Annotated in this window: 17 protein-coding genes; 6 read left to right on the forward strand and 11 right to left on the reverse strand. The window is 64.2% G+C overall.

Annotated features, from left to right (window positions below):
• The first annotated feature begins 15 nt into the window (after positions 1-15).
• Positions 16-1,425 carry an FAD-binding oxidoreductase gene (locus FJ972_RS00740; RefSeq protein ID WP_140497052.1) on the forward strand — a complete coding sequence of 470 codons (1,410 nt, stop codon included), beginning with the start codon at positions 16-18 and terminating at the stop codon, positions 1,423-1,425.
• Between the two features lie 152 nt (positions 1,426-1,577).
• Here FJ972_RS00740 and FJ972_RS00745 read toward each other — a convergent pair whose 3' ends face one another.
• From FJ972_RS00745 to FJ972_RS00770, 6 genes are all read right to left on the reverse strand, one after another.
• Positions 1,578-3,005, reverse strand: coding sequence for a gamma-aminobutyraldehyde dehydrogenase (locus FJ972_RS00745; protein WP_140523675.1), 1,428 nt, complete (start codon positions 3,003-3,005; stop codon positions 1,578-1,580).
• A gap of 177 nt (positions 3,006-3,182) precedes the next feature.
• A complete protein-coding gene (locus FJ972_RS00750; protein WP_140523673.1) occupies positions 3,183-3,998 on the reverse strand; it encodes an ABC transporter permease in 816 nt (271 codons plus the stop codon).
• The gene (locus tag FJ972_RS00755) at positions 3,988-4,953 is read right to left on the reverse strand and encodes an ABC transporter permease (protein ID WP_140513016.1); all 966 of its coding nucleotides are present in this window, start codon (positions 4,951-4,953) and stop codon (positions 3,988-3,990) included. Before FJ972_RS00755 ends, FJ972_RS00750 begins: the two co-directional genes overlap by 11 nt.
• A gap of 223 nt (positions 4,954-5,176) precedes the next feature.
• Positions 5,177-6,175 carry an ABC transporter ATP-binding protein gene (locus tag FJ972_RS00760; protein WP_140523670.1) on the reverse strand — a complete coding sequence of 333 codons (999 nt, stop codon included), beginning with the start codon at positions 6,173-6,175 and terminating at the stop codon, positions 5,177-5,179.
• A gap of 199 nt (positions 6,176-6,374) precedes the next feature.
• Entirely contained in the window at positions 6,375-7,529 is a 1,155-nt protein-coding gene (locus tag FJ972_RS00765) for an ABC transporter substrate-binding protein (protein ID WP_140523667.1), read from the reverse strand.
• Between the two features lie 125 nt (positions 7,530-7,654).
• Entirely contained in the window at positions 7,655-8,581 is a 927-nt protein-coding gene (locus FJ972_RS00770) for a LysR substrate-binding domain-containing protein (RefSeq protein WP_140513010.1), read from the reverse strand.
• An 89-nt stretch (positions 8,582-8,670) separates the two neighbouring features.
• Between FJ972_RS00770 and FJ972_RS00775 the strand changes: the two genes are divergently transcribed.
• Both FJ972_RS00775 and FJ972_RS00780 read left to right on the forward strand, forming a co-directional pair.
• Positions 8,671-9,120: an RrF2 family transcriptional regulator gene (locus tag FJ972_RS00775; RefSeq protein WP_140523665.1), complete on the forward strand. Its 450-nt coding sequence runs from the start codon at positions 8,671-8,673 to the stop codon at positions 9,118-9,120.
• Entirely contained in the window at positions 9,110-10,009 is a 900-nt protein-coding gene (locus FJ972_RS00780; protein WP_140523662.1) for an NAD(P)/FAD-dependent oxidoreductase, read from the forward strand. Before FJ972_RS00775 ends, FJ972_RS00780 begins: the two co-directional genes overlap by 11 nt.
• A gap of 1 nt (position 10,010) precedes the next feature.
• Here FJ972_RS00780 and FJ972_RS00785 read toward each other — a convergent pair whose 3' ends face one another.
• On the reverse strand, positions 10,011-10,781 hold the full coding sequence (locus FJ972_RS00785; RefSeq protein ID WP_140497069.1) for a DeoR/GlpR family DNA-binding transcription regulator: 771 nt from the start codon (positions 10,779-10,781) through the stop codon (positions 10,011-10,013).
• Positions 10,782-11,224: 443 nt separating this feature from the next.
• Here FJ972_RS00785 and FJ972_RS00790 point away from each other — a divergent pair, with 443 nt between their 5' ends.
• Both FJ972_RS00790 and FJ972_RS00795 read left to right on the forward strand, forming a co-directional pair.
• Positions 11,225-12,103, forward strand: coding sequence for a phosphotransferase family protein (locus FJ972_RS00790; RefSeq protein WP_140497071.1), 879 nt, complete (start codon positions 11,225-11,227; stop codon positions 12,101-12,103).
• Positions 12,104-12,107: 4 nt separating this feature from the next.
• On the forward strand, positions 12,108-14,561 hold the full coding sequence (locus FJ972_RS00795; protein ID WP_140523660.1) for a GcvT family protein: 2,454 nt from the start codon (positions 12,108-12,110) through the stop codon (positions 14,559-14,561).
• Here the strand turns inward: FJ972_RS00795 and FJ972_RS00800 are convergent, their stop codons facing one another.
• A complete protein-coding gene (locus tag FJ972_RS00800) occupies positions 14,562-15,194 on the reverse strand; it encodes a class I SAM-dependent DNA methyltransferase (RefSeq protein ID WP_181165288.1) in 633 nt (210 codons plus the stop codon).
• A gap of 105 nt (positions 15,195-15,299) precedes the next feature.
• On the opposite strand from FJ972_RS00800, the gene FJ972_RS00805 reads away from it, so the two are divergent.
• Entirely contained in the window at positions 15,300-16,202 is a 903-nt protein-coding gene (locus FJ972_RS00805) for a phosphotransferase family protein (protein WP_140523657.1), read from the forward strand.
• Here FJ972_RS00805 and FJ972_RS00810 read toward each other — a convergent pair.
• From FJ972_RS00810 to ilvD, 3 genes are all read right to left on the reverse strand, one after another.
• Positions 16,199-17,122, reverse strand: a complete 924-nt coding sequence (locus FJ972_RS00810) for a DMT family transporter (protein ID WP_140523654.1) — start codon at positions 17,120-17,122, stop codon at positions 16,199-16,201. The two genes, FJ972_RS00805 and FJ972_RS00810, sit on opposite strands and share 4 nt — an antisense overlap.
• Positions 17,123-17,324: 202 nt before the next feature.
• Positions 17,325-18,605, reverse strand: coding sequence for an amidohydrolase family protein (locus FJ972_RS00815; protein ID WP_140523652.1), 1,281 nt, complete (start codon positions 18,603-18,605; stop codon positions 17,325-17,327).
• 272 nt (positions 18,606-18,877) lie between these two features.
• Entirely contained in the window at positions 18,878-20,722 is a 1,845-nt protein-coding gene (ilvD, locus tag FJ972_RS00820) for a dihydroxy-acid dehydratase (RefSeq protein WP_140523649.1), read from the reverse strand.
• Positions 20,723-20,757: the final 35 nt, after the last annotated feature.

Genomic DNA, 20,757 nt, shown 5'->3' on the forward strand with positions numbered 1-20,757 from the left:
TCAGGGAGGAAACCGATGACCGACGAAACCTATGCAAAACTGCGTGAAGGCTTGCGCGGAGAGCTGATCCTGCGCGGCGAAGCCGGCTATGAGGAGGCCCGCAAGGTTTACAACGGCATGATCGACAAGAGTCCGGCGCTGATTGCACGCTGCGTCGATGTCGCCGACGTGATCACCGCTGTAAGGTTCGCGCGCATAAACGACCTCCTCATCGCCGTGCGCAGCGGCGGCCACAACGGCGCGGGATTGGGGATTTGCGACAACGGTCTCGTCATCGACCTGTCGATGATGAAAGGCGTCCATGTCGACCCGAAAACCCGCACCGTGAGGGTCGCGCCCGGCTGCACTTCGGGCGACGTGGACCACGCCACCCATCCTTTCGCGCTCGCCGTTCCGTTCGGCATCGTTTCGACCACGGGCGTCGCCGGCCTTACCCTCGGTGGAGGAACCGGCTATCTCACGCGCAAATACGGCCTCACCATCGATAATCTGATCGAGGCCGATCTGGTGCTGGCCGATGGCAGCATGGCGAAGGCCAGCAAAAGCGAGAATCCCGACCTGTTCTGGGCGCTCCGGGGCGGCGGCGGCAATTTTGGCGTGGTAACCAGCTTCCTGTTCCAGGCTCATCCGGTGAACATGATCTTCGGCGGTCCGGTGTTCTGGGACGCCAGGCACGCGTCGGCGGTCATGCGTACCTATCGCGACTACCTGCCGGAAGCGCCGGAAGACCTCGGCGCTTTCGTCGGCCTCAAATCCGTCCCTTCGAGCGATCCTTTCCCGCGCGAGCATTGGGGCAAGCGCGCCTGTGCCATCATCTCGTGCTACAACGGCACGGAGGAGGACGGGCGCAAGGCCATGGCGCCGCTGCTGGACACCTTGCCGCCGCCAATGTTCAACTGGATGGGCGTAATGCCGTTCCCGGCGATGCAGTCGCTATTCGACCCGCTCCTTCCGAAAGGCCTGCAATGGTACTGGAAGGGCGATTTCGTCAAGTCGCTTCCCGACGAAGCGATCGCGACCCATATCGCACAGGCCGCCCAGGCGCCCAGCGAATTGTCGCTCATGCATCTATACCCGATTGACGGCGCCGTCCGCCGCGTCGGCAAGGACGAGACCGCCTGGAACGCGCGTGACGCAAGCTGGTCGATGGTCATCGCCGCCATCGACCCCGATCCGGGCAAAGCCGCCGACCTGACCGCGTGGGCACGGAATTACTGGGCGAGCGTCCATCCCCATAATGGCGAGGGCGGCTACGTGAACTTCATGATGGACGATGAAGGAGACGCGCGCTTGCAGGCGAGCTATGGCGGAAATTACGAGCGGCTGAGCCAGGTTAAGCGAACCTACGACCCATCCAATGTCTTCCGGGTCAACCTGAACATCAAGCCTGCGACATCGGCGATGCCGGGCCGGACGGCCGCGTAGTGCCGGGGTCTCGCCGCTGATGCCGTTCGGCGGCCGTGGCTGTCAGATGCAGCGCAATCGCGAAGTGGAATGGCGCTGACGACCCTCTCAAGCGGGGTCGCCGGCGCCGGTCACAGCCATGTGCTATCTGGCTTTTGCCGGAAGGAGACAGATTACCCGTGCGCCACCATCACATGGCGCACGGCGGTATAATCCTCCAGTGCGTAGAGCGACATGTCCTTGCCGTAGCCGGACTGCTTCAGCCCACCATGCGGCATCTCGTTGGTCAGCATGAAGTGGGTGTTGATCCAGGTGCAGCCATATTGCAGGCGAGCGGCCGTCGCCATGGCGCGCGAGACGTCCCTGGTCCACACCGATGACGCCAAGCCATAATCGCTGTCGTTGGCCCAGTTCACCGCCTCGTCGACTTCCGTGAAACGGGTGACCGAGACCACCGGGCCGAAGACTTCGCGGCGCACGATCTCGTCCTCCTGCAAGGCGCCGGCGACGACGGTCGGCTGGTAGTAGAAGCCAGTGCCCTCGCCCGGCTTGCCGCCGGTGGTGATCTCGATGTGCTTCAATTCCGAGGCGCGCTCGACGAAGCTCGAGACACGATCGCGTTGGCGGCGCGAGATCAGCGGGCCGATCTCGTTCTCGGCATCGTCCGGCAGATTGTACTTGATGGTCGACACGGCCGAGGAGAGATCGGCGACGAGCTTGTCGTAGACCTTCTTGCCGGCATAGATGCGGCAGGCGGCGGTGCAGTCCTGGCCGGCATTGTAGTAGCCGAAGGCGCGCAGGCCGTTGACCACGGCGCCGAGGTCGGCATCATCGAAGACGATGACCGGGGCCTTGCCGCCGAGTTCCAGATGCGTGCGCTTGACCGACTTGGCGGCCGCCTGCAGCACCTTCTTGCCGGTGGCGACATCGCCGGTGATCGAGATCATGTTGACCTTGGGATGGTTGATCAGCGTATTGCCGACGCTGTCGCCGCGTCCGAGCACGACATTGACGACCCCTTCGGGCAGGATTTCGGCCAGGATCTTCGCCAGTTTCAGCGCCGTCAGCGGCGTCTGTTCCGACGGTTTGAAGACGACCGTATTGCCGCCGCCGATCGCCGGCGCCAGCTTCCAGGCCATCATCATCAACGGGTAATTCCACGGCGCGATGGAAGCGACGATGCCGATCGGATCGCGCCGGACCATCGAGGTGTGGCCCGGCAGGTATTCGCCGGCTACCTGGCCTGGCATGGAGCGGACGGCGCCGGCGAAGAAACGGTAGCAGTCGACGATCGCCGGGATTTCATCATTGAGCACGGCATTGATCGGCTTGCCGCAGTTCAGCGCCTCGAGCGCCGCGAATTCCCTGGCTTCGGCCTCTATGCGGTCGGCGATCTTAAGGAGATAGCCCGAGCGCTGCGCGGGCGTGGTACGCGACCAAGCCGTGAACGCCTTCCCGGCAGCCGTCACCGCCGCCTCGATCTGCGCCGGGCTCGCCTCGGGGAGATTGAGAATGGTCGCCCCGGTCTTCGGATTGAGGACCGGCTCCTCGGTCTCGGTGCCTTTCTCGAACTTCGAGCCGATCAACATCTGGGTGTCCATTGGGTTCTCCATTGGCAATAGTGAGTAGTGAATGATGAATAGTGAGTAGTGAATAGTGAGTAGTGAGTAGTGAGTAGTGAGTAGGTTTCTGCCGCGTATTCACTATCCAAAACTACTATTCACCATCCTCCCATTCACTATTCACTACTCACTACTCACTACTCACTGCTCACTATTTCATTTCCCGCTGCCGGCGATCTGGTCGCCGTCGCGGGTCAGGTAGTAGGCGGCGAGGATCGGCAGCAGCGTCACCAGCACCACCACCATCGCCACGACATTGGTGACCGGGCGCTGGCGCGGGCGGATCAGTTCTTCAAGCATCCAGATCGGCAGCGTCTGCTGCTGGCCGGCGGTGAAGGTGGTGACGATGACCTCGTCGAACGACAGCGCGAAGGCCAGCATGCCGCCGGCAAGCAGCGCCGTGGCGATGTTGGGCAACACGATATGCCGGAAGGTCTGGAAACCATCCGCGCCGAGATCCATCGAGGCCTCGATCATCGAGCCCGAGGTGCGGCGGAAGCGGGCAACGGCATTGTTGTAGACGACAACCACGCAGAAGGTGGCGTGGCCGAGCACGATCGTCCAGAACGAGAACGGAATGTCGGCCAGCGCGAAAGCCGAACGCAGCGCAATGCCGGTGATGATGCCGGGCAGCGCGATCGGCAGGATGACCAGCAGCGAAATGGTTTCACGGCCGAAGAATTTCGTCCGTGACACCGCGGCGGCGCACAGCGTGCCGAGAACCAGCGCGATGGCCGTTGAGATGGCGGCGACGCGCACCGAGAGCGACAGCGCTTGCCACACGTCCGGCCGGTTCCAGGTGACGGCGAACCACTGCGTGGTGAGCCCCGGCGGCGGCCAGACGAAGCTCTTCTCTTCGGTCGTGAAGGCATAGACGAAGATCAGCAGGATCGGTAGATGCAGGAACAGCAGGCCGCAGGCCGCAGCGATCTTCAGGCCAAGCGGAGCCGATTGGGCACGGTCAGAGCGCATCGAAGGCCCCCATGCGCTTGGCGCCCCAGAGATAGAAGCCCATGATGACGATCGGCACCACCGTGAAGGCGGCGGCGAGCGGGATGTTGCCGGCCGTGCCTTGCTGCGAATAGACGGCCTGGCCGATGAACAGGCGCGACGTGCCGATGATCTGCGGGATGATGTAGTCGCCCAATGTCAGCGAAAAGGTGAAGATCGAGCCGGCGACGATGCCGGGCAGCGCCAGCGGGAACAGCACATTGCGAAAAGTCTGGCCGGGCGACGCGCCAAGGTCGGAAGAGGCTTCGACCAGATTGCCGGGCACGCGCTCGAGGGCTGCCTGCACCGGCAGGATCATGAAGGGCAGCCAGACATAGACGAAGACGATGAAGGTGCCGGTGAAGGACACCGACAGCGAGTTGCCGCCGACGACCGGCAGCGACAGCCACGCATCGAGCAACCCCAACAGGTTCAGCTTGGCGAGCAGCCAGGTGAGAATGCCTTCCTTGGCCAGGATCAATTTCCAGGCGTAGATCTTGACCAGGTAGCTCGACCACAGCGGCAGCATGACGCCGAGATAGAACAGCGCTTTCCAGCGGCCGCGCGCATAGCGCGCCGCGTAATAGGCAATGGGGAAAGCGACGACAGCCGAGGCCAGCGTCACCAGGGCCGCCATCGTCACCGTGCGCAGAATGATGTCCAGATTGGCGGCCTGCAACAGGTCGCCATAGGTCTTCAACGTGAACTCACGGTTGATAAGCCCGGAGAACTCGTCGATCGAGAAAAAGCTCTGCGCCAAAAGAGCGAACAACGAGCCGATATAGACGATGCCGAGCCACAGGACCGGCGGCAGCAGCATAAGCAGAAGGAGCAGTTGCGGCCTGCGCCAGAAGAGGTCGGAGAGCGCGCCGCGTATGCCGCCGCTGCCGGGCAGGATGGCAGGGGCTGGGCTGGGGTTGAGCGCGGCAATGGTCATGGGGCCGCCGTGTGCTGAAGAGAATTATATGAGAGGCCGCGTTCTGCGTCGCCCCCCTCTGTCCTGCCGGACATCTCCCCCTCACGGGGGGAGATTGGCAATTTCTCAGCCTCGCCAATTCTGCGACGTTGGAAATTGGCGAAACCCGAAAGGGCAGCCAATCTCCCCCCTTGCGGGGGAGATGTCCGGCAGGACAGAGGGGGGTGCTTCGCGCAAGCCTTCATCACACCGCCTCGTCCATCAAATGCAGGCTCTCCCGGTTGAAGGTGAGCACCACCGCCTCGCCTTCCCTGGGCAAGGCCGTGCCGGCAGGCACGATGGCGTGCAATTTCAGACCGTCGGCATCGAGCGCCAGCCTGGTGGTCGCCCCGAGATAGTTAGTTGAGACGAGGCGCGCGGCCACGCCGTCGCCTTTCGCGGCGCGGCCGACGCGGATCGATTCGGGTCGCAGGCTGCCCCAGCGGCGCTGGCCGCAATAGCGCTGGACGAAATCCGGCGGCAGCACGTTGGAGGAACCGACGAAATCGGCGACGAAGCGAGTGCTCGGCCGCTGGTAGATATCTTCCGGCGTGCCGATCTGCATGATCCTGCCGTCGTTGAAGACGGCGACGCGATCGGCCATCGACAGCGCCTCGCCCTGATCGTGGGTGACGAAGACGAACGTTATGCCGAGCGCCTTTTGCAGCGACTTCAGCTCTTCCTGCATGTTCTCGCGCAATTTGAGGTCGAGCGCGCCGAGCGGCTCGTCGAGCAGCAGCACCTTGGGCTGGTTGACCAGTGCGCGGGCCAGCGCGACGCGCTGGCGCTGACCGCCGGAAAGCTGGCCAGGGCGGCGGGCGCCGTAGCCGGGCAGCCTGACCAGCGACAGCGCCTCTTCCGCTGCCTTGTGCCGCCCGGCCTTGCCGACGCCCTTGACCATCAAACCATAGGCGACATTGTCGAGCACATCGAGATGCGGGAACAGCGCATAGTCCTGGAAGACGGTGTTGACGTTGCGGCGATAGGGCGGAACACCCTCGGCGCGCTCGCCGAAGATCGAAATCGAACCCGCCGTCGGCTGCTCGAAGCCGGCAATGAGGCGCAGGCAGGTCGTCTTGCCGGAACCGGACGGCCCGAGCATGGCGAAGAACTCGCCAGGCACGATTTCGAGGTCGACCGTGTCGACGGCGCGCACGCTGCCGAAATGGCGCGAGACTTTTTGAAAGGAAACGGCTGAGGTCATGGGGTGTCAGTCTCTTGCCGATTGGGTTCTCTTCGGTCGCCCGCAATCGTGGCTGGACGGCGAACGCGCGCCACTTACCTCCTCTCGATGCGGGAGGTCGCGGCGAAGTCGCGGGTGGGGGTGCTCTGGCACAGACCGCCGCGACGCCCCGCCCCGACGCTGCGCGTCGACCCTCCCCACAAGGGGAGGGTGAAGAAAATCATCGCCCGCCGATGACGCCGATATAGTCCGACACCCAGCGGTAATAGGGCACGCACTGGTCGTTCCGGGTGGCGCATTTGGTCACCGGCGTCTTCCAGAACTTGATCTTGTCGAAGTTTTCGTAGCCGTTGGTCTTGCAGCCTTCGTCGGTCAGGAGCTCGTTGCCCTTGCAGGCGGCGGGGACGACCGGCAGCGAGCCGAACCAGGCCGAGACGTCGCCCTGCACCTTGGGCGAAAGCGAGTGTTCGAGCCACATATAGGCGCAGTTCGGATGTGCCGCGTCGGCCTCCATCATAGTGGTGTCGGCCCAGCCGGTGACGCCTTCCTCCGGCACGGTCGAGGCGATGGGCTTCTTGGCCGCGATCAGCGTGTTGACCTGGTATGGCCACGAGCCGGAGGCAACCACGCCTTCGTTCTGGAAATCGTCGACCTGGATGGCGGCATCGTGCCAGTAGCGGCCGACCAGCGTGCGCTGGACGCGCAGCAACTCGAGCGCGGCCTTGTACTGGTCCTCGTTCAACTCGTAGGGGTCCTTGATGCCGAGCTCCGGCTTGTGGAACATCAGGTAGTTGGCGGCATCGGCGATGTGGATCGGGCCGTCATAGGCCTGGACGCGGCCCTTGTTTGATTTGCCGTCCGGCAGCTTCATCTCCTCGAAGACGATGTTCCAGCTCTTGGGCGCTTCCTTGAAGACATCGGTATTGTACATCAGGACGTTCGGCCCCCACTGGTAGGGGACGCCATAATGAACCTTGTCGACGGTGAACCAGGGGGCGTCCTTGATGCGGTCGTCGACCGTCTTCCAACTCGGGATGAGGTCGGTGTTGATCGGCTGCACGCGCTTGCCGGCAACGAGGCGCAGCGATGCATCGCCCGAAGCGGTGACGAGGTCGAAGCCGCCCTCGTTCATCAGCGAGACCATCTCGTCCGACGTGTTGGCGGTCTTGACGTTGACCTTGCAGCCGCTTTCCTTCTCGAAGGCGGTGACCCAGTCATAGCCCTTGTCGGTTTCGCCACGCTCGATATAGCCCGGCCAGGCGACGATATCGACCTCGCCTTCACCCTTGCCGAGTTCCGTGACCTGAGCGATGGCATGGCCGGAGAAGGTCAGCGCGACCGTCAATGCAGTGCATGACTTCAGGAATGAATTCATCATCGATCTCCCATTGATAGGCCCGCGCTTCGGCGGCGGCTTTGTTCCCTGAAGCGAAGTTGCTGTGAAAATCCCGGTTTCGCAAATTCATTTATCAGAAGGGGGATATCGGTTTTTCCGATAGATTAGCGGCCGTTCTTGTCGGGGCGCTGGCGAACCATGCGCTGCGACTGCGCCAGACCGATGAAATCGCGCGCAGCCTGCGGCAGGCCGGAGCCGCGGCGCCAGACCATCCCGACCTGGACGACGGGTAGGGCACCGGAGACGTCGCGCGACTCGATGCGGTCGCCTTCCAGCGACCACGGCCGGTAGACGAGGTCGGGCAGCAGCGCCACGCCCGCGCCGGTGGCGACGAGGCTGCGCACCGCTTCGACCGAACGGGTGCGGAAGGCGACATGCGGCTTGGCGCCGATTGCCGTCAGCAACTTGCCGGTGTTCTCCTCGATCTCGTCGACGGTCAGCATGATCAGCGGCTCCGAAGCGATGTCGCCGATGCCGATGATGTCGGCGCCGGCGAGCGGATGCCCGAGCGGCAGCCACAGGCGGTAAGCCGAGACTTCAAGGATTTCCGATTGCAGCGCGGTTCGGTCGCGCAGATTGGACGTGACCATCACGGCGATGTCCAGCTTGCCGCCGATCAGCAGATGCTCGAGATAGTCGCCATTGTCCTCGATTGCCGAGACCTCGACGCCGGGATAGGCACGACGGTAGCGGGAAAGCAGGTCCGACAGCACATAGCCGGCGACCAGCGAGGTGACGCCGAGCTGCAGCCGGCCGCCCGCTGTCGCCTGCTCGCCGAGGAAGGCGCGGCGCGCATCGGACACATCGGCCAGGATCTTGGTGGCATGACGCAGGAACTGGTGGCCCTTGTGGGTGATGTTGAGGCCGCGCGGATGGCGGTCGAATAATTCGACGCCGAGATCGCCTTCGAGCTCCTTGATCGCTTCGGTGACCGAGGATTGCGAAATGGAGAGGTTCTGCGCGGCACCCGACACCGTGCCCTGCTCGGCGACGGCGATGAAGAACTGCAACTGGCGGATGGTGAAAGCCATGGCCCGACTAAACACGGCGGGGACGACACTGGGAAGTGGAAACGGATCGGCAACTTGACGGCCCCCAGAATTGTAACTAAATAAGTTACATGAAACGCAACAGCCGGCTGTCTTCCACCTTGCACATTCTGGTCCACATGGCCGAGAAGCCCGAGCGGGCGCTGACCTCGGAGCAGCTTGCCACCTTCATCCATACCAATCCGGTCGTGGTGCGCCGCACCATCGCGGGGTTGCGGGATGCCGGCATCGTCACCTCTTCACGCGGACATGGCGGCGGCTGGCTGCTCGGGCGCCCGCCCGACGAGATCTCGCTGGCCGAAATCAGCGCCGCGCTTGGCGAGACGCTGCTGCAGTTCGGCACCGAGCCGGAGAGCCCCGGCTGCCTTGTCGAGCAGGCCGTCATCGCCGTCCTCGACGATTTTCGGATCGCGGCGGAGAAGCTGCTGGCGGAGAAGCTCAGCCGTATCACGCTGGCCGACCTGACCGCCGACTTCCGCCGCCGTTACGACCTCATCGGAGTCTCCAGCCATGCAGTATGATCTTGCCGTCGTCGGCGGCAGCTTTGCCGGCTTGTCCGCCGCCATCCAGGCGGCCCGGGCCCGGCGCAACGTCCTGGTGATCGACGCCGGCCAGCCCCGAAATCGGTTCGCCGCGCATTCGCACGGCTTCCTCGGCCAAGACGGGCGCACGCCAGGCGCCATCCTGGAGGAGGCAAGACGGCAGTTGCTAGCCTATCCGACGGCTCGCCTTGTCAAGGGACGTGCGGACAAGGCGGTCGCCAATAGCAGCAGCGACTTCGAAATCAGCACAGAGGGCGGCGAGACCTTTGGCGCCGCGCGGCTGGTTCTGGCCACCGGCGTGCGCGACATCCTGCCGGAAGTTCCCGGGCTTGCCGAGCAGTGGGGCAAGACCGTGCTGCACTGCCCCTATTGCCACGGCTACGAGGTTTCCGGCGGGCCGCTTGGCGTGCTGGCGACCGGGCCCATGTCCCTGCATCAGGCGCAGTTGATCGCCGACTGGGGCGACGTCACGCTGTTCGGCAATCGCCTGATCGAGCCCGATGCCGAACAGATGTCTGTCCTTGAAGGCAAGAATGTGAGGTTCGAACCCGCTGCGGTCGCCGAACTGCGGGAGGATGGCGCGGGCGGCTTGACGGTGATCCTCGACGGCGGCCGAAAGGCGGGGGTTCGCGCGATATTCACCGCGCCGCGCAATACAATGGCGAGCCCGGTGGCCGAACAGCTCGGTTGCGGCTTCACGGACGGTCCCCTTGGCCCGGTGATATCAATCGATGACAGGCAGCAGACGACGGTTCCCGGCGTCTACGCCGCCGGGGACGCGTCACGCGCGATGCACAACATCGCCTTCGCCGTATCGGGCGGCGCCTTCGCCGGCATATGCGCCCACCAGTCGCTGGTATTCGGTTAGCTCAGGCTGCCTCGCCCGCGACGCTGAGCCGCGCGCCGGCCTGCGCCAGGCCAGCAGCGATGTCGCGCGGCGGCGGCCGGTCGGTGGCGAGCTCGGAAAAGCCATCGAAGCCGCAGACCTGGACCAGGCCTTGGCGCCCGAACTTGGAATGATCGGTGACGACGAGCGAACGCTGGCCGCGCGACAGCACCATGCGGGCGAACTCGGCCTCGTCGAGATCGTAATCCATGACACCCGTCACCGCATCGACGGCACCCGTCGAGATCACCGCATGGCTGACCGAGAAGCGGCTGACGAAGTCGATGGCCGAGGCGCCGAAGGCGGCGCCGGAATCGCTGCGCAGCTCACCGCCGGCCATGTAGACCTTGTTGCCGTTGACGGTGGCCAGCGTGCGGGCGATGTCGGATGAGTTGGTGACGACCGTCAGCCGCCGATGGCCGAGCAGTTCACGCGCCAGGAACGAGGTGGTCGTTCCCGTGTCGAGCATGATCGATTCGCCGTCGCGGATGGTGGCGGCGACCATGCGGGCGATGAGGCGCTTGGCCTCGGCGTTCTCGCGCATGCGCCGTTCGAACGGCGCTTCGCCGATCGTCGACGGCAGGCCGACGGCGCCATGCATCTTCAGGAGCGAGCCGTCGCTGGTGAGGGGCTTGACGTCGCGGCGAACGGTTTCCAGCGAGACGCCTAGCCGGTCGGCCAGGCTGGCGATGGTGACGGTGCCTTCCTCCTGCAGAAACCGCAGGATTTCGCCGTGCCGCTTGGAATGGCTCATCGGGTCATTTCCAGTCGCGCCATGATGCAGTGACCGCTTCTATGGCAAATCTGCCGCATATTACAAGGAATCTCGAAAGAATACGGGCAGGAAAGCAGAAAAAGCCACAGAATCTCGTTGACAACGTGGCTTACCCGGCGTGACACTGATGCCGTGTCAGGCTCGCACTGCCACGGAAAAGCGATAGCGGAGCCTGATCCGAATTTGTGTGCCCCAAGGTCTGGAAACTGCCTGACGCGAGGGCGACTGGAAGAATTTTCTCATCCGCGGGGGCGGATGCCGGCCTCGAAGAGCCCGGCACGTGGGGCTCGTCGGTGCGGCGCGGGATACCGATCCCGAATGCCGCGCCGGCGAGGTCTTTGCCAGAACGAGCGTCCGGACAAACGGCGGGTCGCCACGGTGGTGCCGCCCCGTCGGCGCCTTGCCGGACGAAGGGCGAATTCATGACGGCCGAGGACCGCATCCGCGCCCTGCCTTGCTGGACAGGCAGCGTCGAGATCGAGCCGCTGCCCGGCGGGCTGAGCAATGCCAATTATCGGGTTAAGGACGCGGCCGGGAGGCATGTCGTGCGTTTCGGCAGGGACTATCCCTTCCACCACGTCTTTCGCGAGCGTGAGGTGATGACCGCACGCGCCGCGCATGCCGCCGGTTTCGCGCCGGCGGTCCGCCATGCCGAACCCGGCATTCTCGTGACGGAGTATCTCGGCGCCAAGACCTGTCTGGCTGAGGACGTGCGCGCCAATCTCGGCCGTGTCGCCGCCCTGATGCGCGGCTTCCACCGTGAGATGCCCAACCACGTCTCCGGTGCCGGCTTCATGTTCTGGGTGTTCCACGTCATCCGCGACTATGCGCGCACGCTGGAGGACGCCGGCAGCCGCAAGGCGAGCGACCTGCCGCGTCTGCTGATGCTGGCCGACGAGCTCGAACGCGCCCAGAAACTGCTGCCGATCGTGTTCGGCCACAATGATCTTTTGCCGGCGAATATTCTCGACGACGGCAGCAGGCTATGGCTGATCGACTTCGAATATGCCGGCTTCAATACCGCGATGTTCGACCTTGCCGGCGTCGCCTCGAACGCCGGCATGAGCGACGAGGAATCCTTCGCCTTCCTGACCGCTTATTTCATGAAGGAGCCGGACGAGGCGATCCGCCGCTCGCATGCGGCCATGCAATGCGCCTCGCTGCTGCGCGAGGCGATGTGGAGCATGGTTTCGGAACTCTACCTCGACGTGCCCGGCATCGACTACGTCGCCTACACGGAAGAGAACCTGACGCGGCTCGATGCCGCGCTGGAAAACTACCGGACAAAATACGGGACCTGAATTCATGACCTTGCCAACCCAGGCAGCGATCGTCGTCATCGGCGGCGGCATTATCGGCTGCTCGACGGCCTACCATCTGGCCCGCGACCACAAGGCAGATGTGGTGCTGCTCGAACAGGGCAAGCTGACCTCGGGCTCGACCTGGCACGCCGCCGGCCTGGTCGGGCAGCTGCGCTCGTCGGCCTCGATCACCCGCGTGCTCAAATATTCGGTCAACCTCTACAAGGGGCTGGAGGCCGAGACCGGCCTTGCCACCGGCTGGAAGATGAGCGGGTGCCTGCGCCTTGCCACCAATGCCGACCGCTGGACCGAGTACGAGAGGCTGGCGACGACAGCCAAGAGCTTTGGCATGGACATGCAATTGCTGTCGCCGGCGGAGGTCAAGAACATGTGGCCGCTGATGGAAACCGGCGATCTCGTCGGCGCTTCCTGGCTGCCGACCGACGGTCAGGCGAGCCCATCCGACGTCACCCAGTCGCTGGCCAAGGGCGCGCGCATGCATGGCGCAAGGCTTTACGAGGAAGTGCGCGTCACCGGCTTCGAGATCAAAGGCGGCCGCATCATTGCGGTGAAGACCAACATGGGCGACATCGCCTGCGACAAGGTGGTGAACTGCGCAGGACAATGGGCACGGCAGGTTGGCGCCATGGCCGGCATCAACGTGCCGCTGCAGCCGGTGAAGCACCAGTTTATCGTCACCGAGAAGATCGACGGGCTGGCGACCGATGTCCCGACCATCCGCGACCCGGACCGGCGCACCTATTTCAAGGAAGAGGTCGGCGGGCTGGTGATGGGCGGCTATGAGCCAAACCCGCAGGCCTGGACGACAGATCTCCCCGGAGGCGACGTGCCCAATGACTGGGAGTTCCGGCTGTTCGACGACGACTATGATCATTTCGAACAGCATATGACCCAGGCGATCGCGCGCGTGCCGGCGCTGGAAACCGTCGGCGTCAAGCAGATGATCAACGGGGCCGAGAGTTTCACGCCGGACGGCAATTTCATCCTCGGCGTGGCGCCCGAATGCGCCAACATGTTCGTCGGCGCCGGCTTCAACGCCTTCGGCATCGCTTCGGGCGGCGGCGCCGGCTGGGTGCTGGCGCAATGGGTGGTCGATGGCGAGGCGCCGTTCGATCTGTGGGTCGTCGACATCAGGCGCTTTTCCAGCCTGCACCGCGACCGGCACTGGGTCCGCGAGCGCACGCTGGAAGCCTATGGCAAGCACTACACGATCGGCTTTCCGCATGAGGAGTATCTTTCCGGCAGGCCGCGCATCGTTTCGCCGCTGTACAACAGGCTGAAACAGCATCGCGCCGTGTTCGGCTCGAAGCTCGGCTGGGAGCGGCCGAACTGGTTCGCCCCCGAAGGCGTCGAGCCGCGTGACGTCTATTCCATGGGCCGGCAGAACTGGTTTTCAGCCGTCGGCGACGAACACCGCCATGTGCGCGAGAAGGTCGGCATCTTCGACCAGTCGTCCTTCGCCAAATACGAACTGACCGGGCCCGACGCGCCGAAGGCGCTGGACTGGATTTGCGCCAATGACGTCAACAAGCCGGCCGGCCGGCTGACCTATACGCAGCTTCTCAACACGCGCGGCGGCATAGAGGCCGATCTCACCGTGTCGCGGTTCGGCGAGGACAGGTTCTATATCGTTACCGGCACGGGCTTCCGCACCCATGACCTGTCCTGGATCAGCGACCATGTCGAAAAGGAGCTCGACATCACGCTCACCGACGTCACCGAGGATTTCGGCACGCTGTCGCTGATGGGACCGCGCGCCCGCGAAGTGCTGGCCGGCGTGACCGATGCCGACATTTCCAACAGCGGTTTCCCATTCGGCCATGCCCGCGAGATTGTCGTTGCCGGCCACACCGTGCGGGCGTTGCGCGTCACCTATGTCGGGGAACTCGGCTGGGAGCTGCACGTGCCGATCTCCGCAACCGGCGAGATCTTCGACGCGTTGATGTCGGCAGGCAAGCAACATGATATCCGCCCGGTCGGCTACCGGGCCCTGGAATCGCTGCGACTGGAAAAGGGCTATCGCGCCTGGGGCTCCGATATCACCCCCAACGACACGCCGCTGGAAGCCGGCCTCGGCTGGGCGGTGAAGCTTCGCAAGAACACGGATTTCGTAGGGCGGCGCGCCTTGGAGAAAATCACCGGCGGGCCATTGAAGAAGCGTTTCGCCGGCTTCACGGTCGACGATCAGGACATCGTGCTCGTCGGGCGCGAGACGATCCTGCGCAATGGCGAGCCGGTCGGCTATCTCAGCAGCGGCGGCTATGGCTACACCGTGGAGAAGAACATCGGCTACGGCTATGTGCGCAATGCCGACGGCGTGAGCGACGATTTTCTCGCCTCGGGCCGCTATGAGCTGGTCGTGGCGATGCAGCGCACGCCGGCAAAGATCCATCTCGAGCCGATGTATGATCCGGCCGGGAACAGGATCAAAGCCTGATCAGTTCACACGCAAGGCGAGGCAGCGGCTGGGCACCGTGTCGGCCTCGCCCGGCATCGAGACGTACGGGCGCGTTTCCTCGATGCGGGTGACCAGCCCCTGAGCCTCCAGCTCAGCGACTCGCGCGTTAAAGCCTAGATCCCAGATCGTGTTCTTGACCGTCAGCACGATCACGCCGCCCGGCCGGCAGATGCGGATCAGTTCGTCCAGCCCTTCGGCACCGACATGGCCCGAGGTAAAGACGCCGGCCGAGATCACCCCGGCATAGGCATTGTCGGCAAAGGGCAGCGGCCCGCCAAGCGCAAGGCAATGCAGGGCCGAATAGACGCCCTTGCGCTCTGCCTGATCCAGCATGCCTTGCGAGATGTCGAGCGCCTCGACCTCGGGATAGCCGGCAATGTCCAGCCATTCGCCGATGAGCCCGGTGCCGGCCCCGGCATCGAGCAGCGGGGCCGAGCCACGCGGCAGATGCCTTGCCAGCAAGGCCAGGCAGATGGTGGGATGACGATAGCCGGCGGCCGACATGTCGCTGTCGTAGGTCTGCGACCAACGGTCATAGAGCGCCGCCACGTCTTCCGGGCGCTTGGCCGCGTAGGCAGCGCCAAGCGCGCCCTTATGCTTGCTGTCGGTCACTTTCGTCCTGTCCGCCATGCCCCTAAATTGGTCTCGCACGGATGATAGCCAAAGCACGAATTTTGTGGAACCGTCTCTGCGACAAATAACAGCGGGGGAGCGGGCATGACAATGGACGAGGCACGGACAAAACTTGCCGCCATTCCCATGCTGGCCGGCTATAACGGGACGCTGGAGCGGCTTGGCGGCCTCACCAACCTGGTTTTCAAGGCCGGGGACTTCTGCCTGCGCATTCCAGGCAAAGGCACCGAGGAATATATCAACCGCGCCAATGAGGCGGTGGCGGCGCGCGAAGCGGCTAAGGCAGGCGTCAGCCCCGAGGTGCTGCATGTCGATCCGGGCACCGGCGTGATGGTGACGCGCTTCATCGCCGGCGCCGTAACCATGTCGCCGGAAAAATTCAGGGTTCGGCCGGGCAGCCCGGCGCGTGCGGGAGAGGCCTTCCGCAAGCTGCATTCGTCCGGTGCGGTGTTTCCGTTCCGTTTCGAACTGTTCGCGATGATCGATGACTATCTGAAGGTGCTGTCGACCAAGGAGGTCGCCCTGCCCGCCGGCTATCACGACGTGGTGCGCGAGGCCGGTGGCGTGCGCGCGGCGCTGTCGGCCCACCCGCTGCCCGTCGTCGCCTGTCATTGCGACCCGCTGTGCGAGAATTTTATCGATGCGGGTGACAGGATGTGGATCGTCGACTGGGAATATTCAGGAATGAACGATCCGCTCTGGGATCTTGGCGACCTCTCCGTCGAAGGCAAGTTCGATGCCGCGCAGGACGAGGAGATGATGCGCGCCTATTTCGGCGGCGAGGCGAAACCGGCGGAGCGCGGCCGCATCGTCATCTACAAGGGGATGTGCGACCTGTTGTGGACACTGTGGGGACTGATCCAGCTCGCCAACGACAATCCCGTCGACGATTTTCGGGCCTATGCCGACGGCCGCTTCGCGCGCTGCAAGGCGCTGATGGAGACGCCGGAATTTTCACGGCACCTGGCGGTGATCCGCGAGGGCTAATTCACGCCCTTCGGCACGTTTTCAGGCGGCACCGTCGTGTCGACCACCTTCTGGCGATGGAAGATGAACAAGCCGGCCAGCACGACGATGACCGAGCCGATGAGGATGCGCGGGCCGGGAACGTCGCCGAAGAACGCCAGCCCGAAGACCACCGCCCATAGAAGCAGCGTGTAGTGCAGCGGCGCCAGCGTCGAGGCCGGGGCCAGCTTGAGCGCCCGCGTGATCATCAGATGGGCACCGCAGGAGACGATGCCGAGCAGCAGCATGGCGCCGAAATCGAGCGCCGACGGCGTGTGCCAGGCGCCGATGGTCAGGGCGCCGCCGACCAGCAGCGTGCCGATGGTCTGCCATGTCACCAGATTGGTGTCGCTGGTGCCGCGCAAGCGCCGGTTGAGGATGATGGCGAAAGCGAAGGCAATGCTGCCCGCCAGCGCGAAGCCCGACGACAGCGAGAAAGCCGCCGAGGAGGGCTTGAGCATGATCAGCACGCCGCAGAAGCCGAGCAGGATCGCCATCCAGCGGCGCCAGCCGACCTTCTCGCCAAGCAGGAGATGCGAGAGTGCCGCCACATAGATCGGCCCGGCCATATAGAAGCTCATCACATCCGCAAGCGGCAGATAGACGACGGCGGCATAGAAGAGCCCGGTATCGAGCGTGGTCATGATGACGCGCAGGACCTGCAATTCGGGCCTTTCCATGCGGAACAGCTTGGCGGCGCCCTGGTGGGCGATCATCGGACCGAGCACGAAAAACGCGCCGATCGACCTGATCAGCACCACCTGGCCGACGGAAAAGCTGGCGACCAGCCATTTGCCCATGGCGTCGTTGAGCGCAAACAGGAAGTCGCCGGCCAGCATCAAAAGAATGCCGGCCAGAAGCACGTTCCTGATTGTGGAATTCTGCGCCACGGGTTGCGTCATGCCGATCCATTGCCTGTCTAGAGCGGTTCACCGTTTTACGAAAACGGCGAACCGCTCTATCTCTTTATCTCGCCCAATTCCGGACGGAAAACCGTACACACTTTTCCTGGAATTGCTCCAGGCCGCGTCGTAGACGGAAGCGGCCGTTTTGACGAGGAGAAATCCGGGAATCGGCAAGGCCAGCGCCGGGAATCGGCTGGGTCTAGGACGATGTGTGCCGCCGGTTCACCAGTGCCGGCCTGCCGGGGACGGCAAGCCGGGTGTCCTGCCTGGTTCGTTCCGCCACCACCTTGCCCCTGGCGATGACGCAAATGCGTTCGGGGCGCAGGCGAATGGCCTCGACCGGATTGCCGGCGTCGAGAACGACCAGGCTGGCGCGCTTGCCGACGGCGAGGCCCAGATGATCGAGCCCCATGATGGCGGCATTGACGTTGGTGACCATGTCGAAACAGCGCGCCATGTCGGCCGGGCTCGACATCTGGGCGACGTGAAGCCCCATGAAGGCGACGTCGAGCATGTCGGCGGTGCCCAGCGAATACCAGGGATCGAGCACGCAATCCTGGCCCCAGCCGACGCGGATGCCCAGCGCCAGCATCTCCTTGACCCGGGTCATGCCGCGGCGCTTGGGAAACGTGTCGTGGCGCCCCTGCAGCATGATGTTGATCAAAGGATTGGGGATGACGGAGACGCCCGCCTCGGCGATCAGCGGCAGGAGTTTCGAGACGTAGTAATTGTCCATGGAATGCATCGAGGTAAGATGCGAGCCGGCCACCTTGCCCTGAAGGCCGAGACGCTGCGTCTCATAGGCCAGTTGCTCGATGTGACGCGACAGCGGGTCGTCGGTCTCGTCGCAATGCAGGTCGACCATCAGGCCGCGTTTTGCCGCGATCTCGCAAAGCTCGGTCACCGAGCGGGTGCCGTCGGCCATGGTGCGCTCGAAATGCGGAATGCCGCCGACGATATCGACACCCAGATCCAGCGCGCGGATGGTGTTTTCCCGTGCACCGGGCGAGCGGTAGAGCCCATCCTGCGGAAAGGCGACCAATTGCAGGTCGATATAGGGCGCCACCGTCTTCTTGACATCGAGCAGCGCCTCGACCGCCAGCAGCCTGTCGTCGCAAACGTCGACATGGGTGCGGATGGCGAGCAATCCCATCGACACCGCCCAGTCGCAATAGGCGAGCGCGCGATGGCGCACCGCTTCATGCGTCAGAAGCGGCTTCAGTTCGCTCCACAGAGCAATGCCTTCAAGCAGCGTGCCCGAGGCGTTTATCCGCGGAATGCCGTAGGAAAGCGTCGCATCCATATGGAAGTGCGGGTCGACGAACGGCGCAGAGACCAGATTGCCCCGCGCGTCAATCGTCGTGCCGGCGTTGCCATCGAGCTTCGGCTCGATCGTCGCGATCGTCTCGCCGACGATGCCGATGTCGGCAACCCTGCCGTCAGGCAATGTGCCGCCGCGAACGATAAGGTCGAAATCCATCTGTGTCGTCCCCGAAGAATCAGCACCTGTCGGCTGCCGCCGTGATCGCGGCGGGCGAAAAATCTTGCCACGTGGCGCCGCCCCTCATCCGCCTGCCGGCACCTTCTCCCCGTCTAGAGACGGGGAGAAGGGAGATGCTGCGACCTCGCCGCCATTTTTGCAACGTCTACAATTGGCGAAATCTTTGGTTATAGCCCTTTCTCCCCGTCACTTACGGGGAGAAATGTCCGGCAGGACAATGAGGGGCAGCACGAACCTGGCCGATTCGAGCGCTACTCCGGAACGTGCCTCACCGCACCCTTGTCGGCGCTGGTGGCGAAGGCGGCGTAGGCGCGCAACGCGGTCGTCACCTTGCGCTTGCGTTTTTCTTCGGGCTTCCAGGCCAGGGCGCCCTTGGCCGCCATCGCCGCCCGGCGGCTGGCGAGCTCCTCATCGCTCACGGCGAGGCGGATCGAGCGGTTGGGGATGTCGATCTCAATCGTGTCGCCTTCCCGCACCAGCCCGATCGTGCCGCCTTCGGCGGCTTCGGGCGAGACATGGCCGATCGACAGGCCCGACGTGCCGCCGGAGAAGCGCCCGTCGGTGATCAGCGCGCAAGCTTTGCCCAAGCTTTTCGATTTCAAATAGCTGGTCGGATAGAGCATTTCCTGCATGCCGGGGCCGCCGCGCGGTCCTTCATAGCGGATGACGACGACGTCGCCGGCCTTGATCTCATTCGAGAGAATCGCCTTGACCGAGGCATCCTGGCTTTCGAACACCCGCGCCGGGCCGGTGAATTTCAGGATCGACTCGTCGACGCCGGCCGTCTTCACGATACAGCCGTCGAGCGCCAGGTTGCCCTTGAGCACGGCAAGGCCGCCGTCTTTGGAAAAAGGCGTCTTCGCCGAGCGGATAACGCCCGTCTCGCGGTCCAGATCGAGCTCGTCCCAGCGACGATCCTGGCTGAAGGCGACCTGCGTCGGCACGCCGCCGGGCGCGGCGAGGAAGAAATCTCGCACGTTCTGGCTTGAGGTGCGCGAAATATCCCAATGATCGAGCGCCTCGCCGAGGCTTGATGTGTGCACGGTCGGCAGGTCGCGGTTGATCAGTCCGGCTTGGTCGAGCTGGCCGAGGATCGCCATGATGCCGCCGGCGCGGTGGACGTCCTCCATGTGCACGTCGGACTTGGCCGGCGCCACCTTGCACAGCACGGGCACCCTGCGCGACAGCCGGTCGATATCCTCCATGGTGAAGTCGACCTCACCCTCATGCGCCGCGGCCAGGATGTGCAGCACGGTGTTGGTCGAGCCACCCATCGCGATGTCGAGCGTCATGGCGTTCTCGAACGCGCCCTTTGAAGCGATGCTGCGCGGCAGCGCCGTCTCGTCGTCCTGCTCGTAATAGCGTTGGGCGAGATCGACGATCAAGTGTCCGGCCTCGACGAACAGCCGCTTGCGGTCGGCGTGCGTCGCTAGTGTCGAACCGTTGCCCGGCAGCGACAGGCCGAGCGCTTCGGTCAGGCAGTTCATCGAATTGGCGGTGAACATGCCCGAGCAGGAACCGCAGGTCGGGCAGGCGGAGCGCTCGATGACCTTGACGTCCTCGTCGGAGATCTTGTCGTCGGCGGCGGCGACCATGGCGTCGACCAAGTCGAGCGCCTGCGCCTTTCCGGCGAGCACCACCTTGCCCGCTTCCATCGGCCCGCCGGAGACGAAGACGGTCGGGATGTTGAGGCGCAGCGAGGCCATCAGCATGCCGGGCGTGATCTTGTCGCAATTGGAGATACAGACCATGGCGTCGGCGCAGTGGGCGTTGACCATGTACTCGACGGAATCGGCGATCAGCTCGCGCGACGGCAGCGAATAGAGCATGCCGTCATGGCCCATGGCGATGCCGTCATCGACGGCGATGGTGTTGAATTCCTTGGCGACGCCGCCGGCCTTCTCGATCTCGCGCGCGACCAGCTGGCCGAGATCCTTCAGGTGGACGTGGCCCGGCACGAACTGGGTAAAGGAGTTGACCACGGCGATGATCGGCTTGCCGAAATCGCTGTCCTTCATGCCGGTGGCGCGCCAGAGGCCGCGGGCGCCGGCCATGTTGCGGCCATGGGTGGTGGTGCGGGAGCGATAGGCAGGCATGAACTTTCCTTAGCTGGCTGGCTGCGCCCGATGCG

The sequence above is a fragment of the Mesorhizobium sp. B2-1-1 genome (assembly GCF_006442975.2).
GTDB lineage: Bacteria > Pseudomonadota > Alphaproteobacteria > Rhizobiales > Rhizobiaceae > Mesorhizobium.

What these genes read in the sequence shown, in the direction of transcription:
- FJ972_RS00740 (WP_140497052.1), top strand. Translation starts at nt 16, where the DNA reads ATGACCGACGAAACCTATGCAAAACTGCGTGAAGGCTTGCGCGGAGAG.
- FJ972_RS00745 (WP_140523675.1), bottom strand. Translation starts at nt 3,005, where the DNA reads ATGGACACCCAGATGTTGATCGGCTCGAAGTTCGAGAAAGGCACCGAG.
- FJ972_RS00750 (WP_140523673.1), bottom strand. Translation starts at nt 3,998, where the DNA reads ATGCGCTCTGACCGTGCCCAATCGGCTCCGCTTGGCCTGAAGATCGCT.
- FJ972_RS00755 (WP_140513016.1), bottom strand. Translation starts at nt 4,953, where the DNA reads ATGACCATTGCCGCGCTCAACCCCAGCCCAGCCCCTGCCATCCTGCCC.
- FJ972_RS00760 (WP_140523670.1), bottom strand. Translation starts at nt 6,175, where the DNA reads ATGACCTCAGCCGTTTCCTTTCAAAAAGTCTCGCGCCATTTCGGCAGC.
- FJ972_RS00765 (WP_140523667.1), bottom strand. Translation starts at nt 7,529, where the DNA reads ATGAATTCATTCCTGAAGTCATGCACTGCATTGACGGTCGCGCTGACC.
- FJ972_RS00770 (WP_140513010.1), bottom strand. Translation starts at nt 8,581, where the DNA reads ATGGCTTTCACCATCCGCCAGTTGCAGTTCTTCATCGCCGTCGCCGAG.
- FJ972_RS00775 (WP_140523665.1), top strand. Translation starts at nt 8,671, where the DNA reads ATGAAACGCAACAGCCGGCTGTCTTCCACCTTGCACATTCTGGTCCAC.
- FJ972_RS00780 (WP_140523662.1), top strand. Translation starts at nt 9,110, where the DNA reads ATGCAGTATGATCTTGCCGTCGTCGGCGGCAGCTTTGCCGGCTTGTCC.
- FJ972_RS00785 (WP_140497069.1), bottom strand. Translation starts at nt 10,781, where the DNA reads ATGAGCCATTCCAAGCGGCACGGCGAAATCCTGCGGTTTCTGCAGGAG.
- FJ972_RS00790 (WP_140497071.1), top strand. Translation starts at nt 11,225, where the DNA reads ATGACGGCCGAGGACCGCATCCGCGCCCTGCCTTGCTGGACAGGCAGC.
- FJ972_RS00795 (WP_140523660.1), top strand. Translation starts at nt 12,108, where the DNA reads ATGACCTTGCCAACCCAGGCAGCGATCGTCGTCATCGGCGGCGGCATT.
- FJ972_RS00805 (WP_140523657.1), top strand. Translation starts at nt 15,300, where the DNA reads ATGACAATGGACGAGGCACGGACAAAACTTGCCGCCATTCCCATGCTG.
- FJ972_RS00810 (WP_140523654.1), bottom strand. Translation starts at nt 17,122, where the DNA reads ATGACGCAACCCGTGGCGCAGAATTCCACAATCAGGAACGTGCTTCTG.
- FJ972_RS00815 (WP_140523652.1), bottom strand. Translation starts at nt 18,605, where the DNA reads ATGGATTTCGACCTTATCGTTCGCGGCGGCACATTGCCTGACGGCAGG.
- ilvD (WP_140523649.1), bottom strand. Translation starts at nt 20,722, where the DNA reads ATGCCTGCCTATCGCTCCCGCACCACCACCCATGGCCGCAACATGGCC.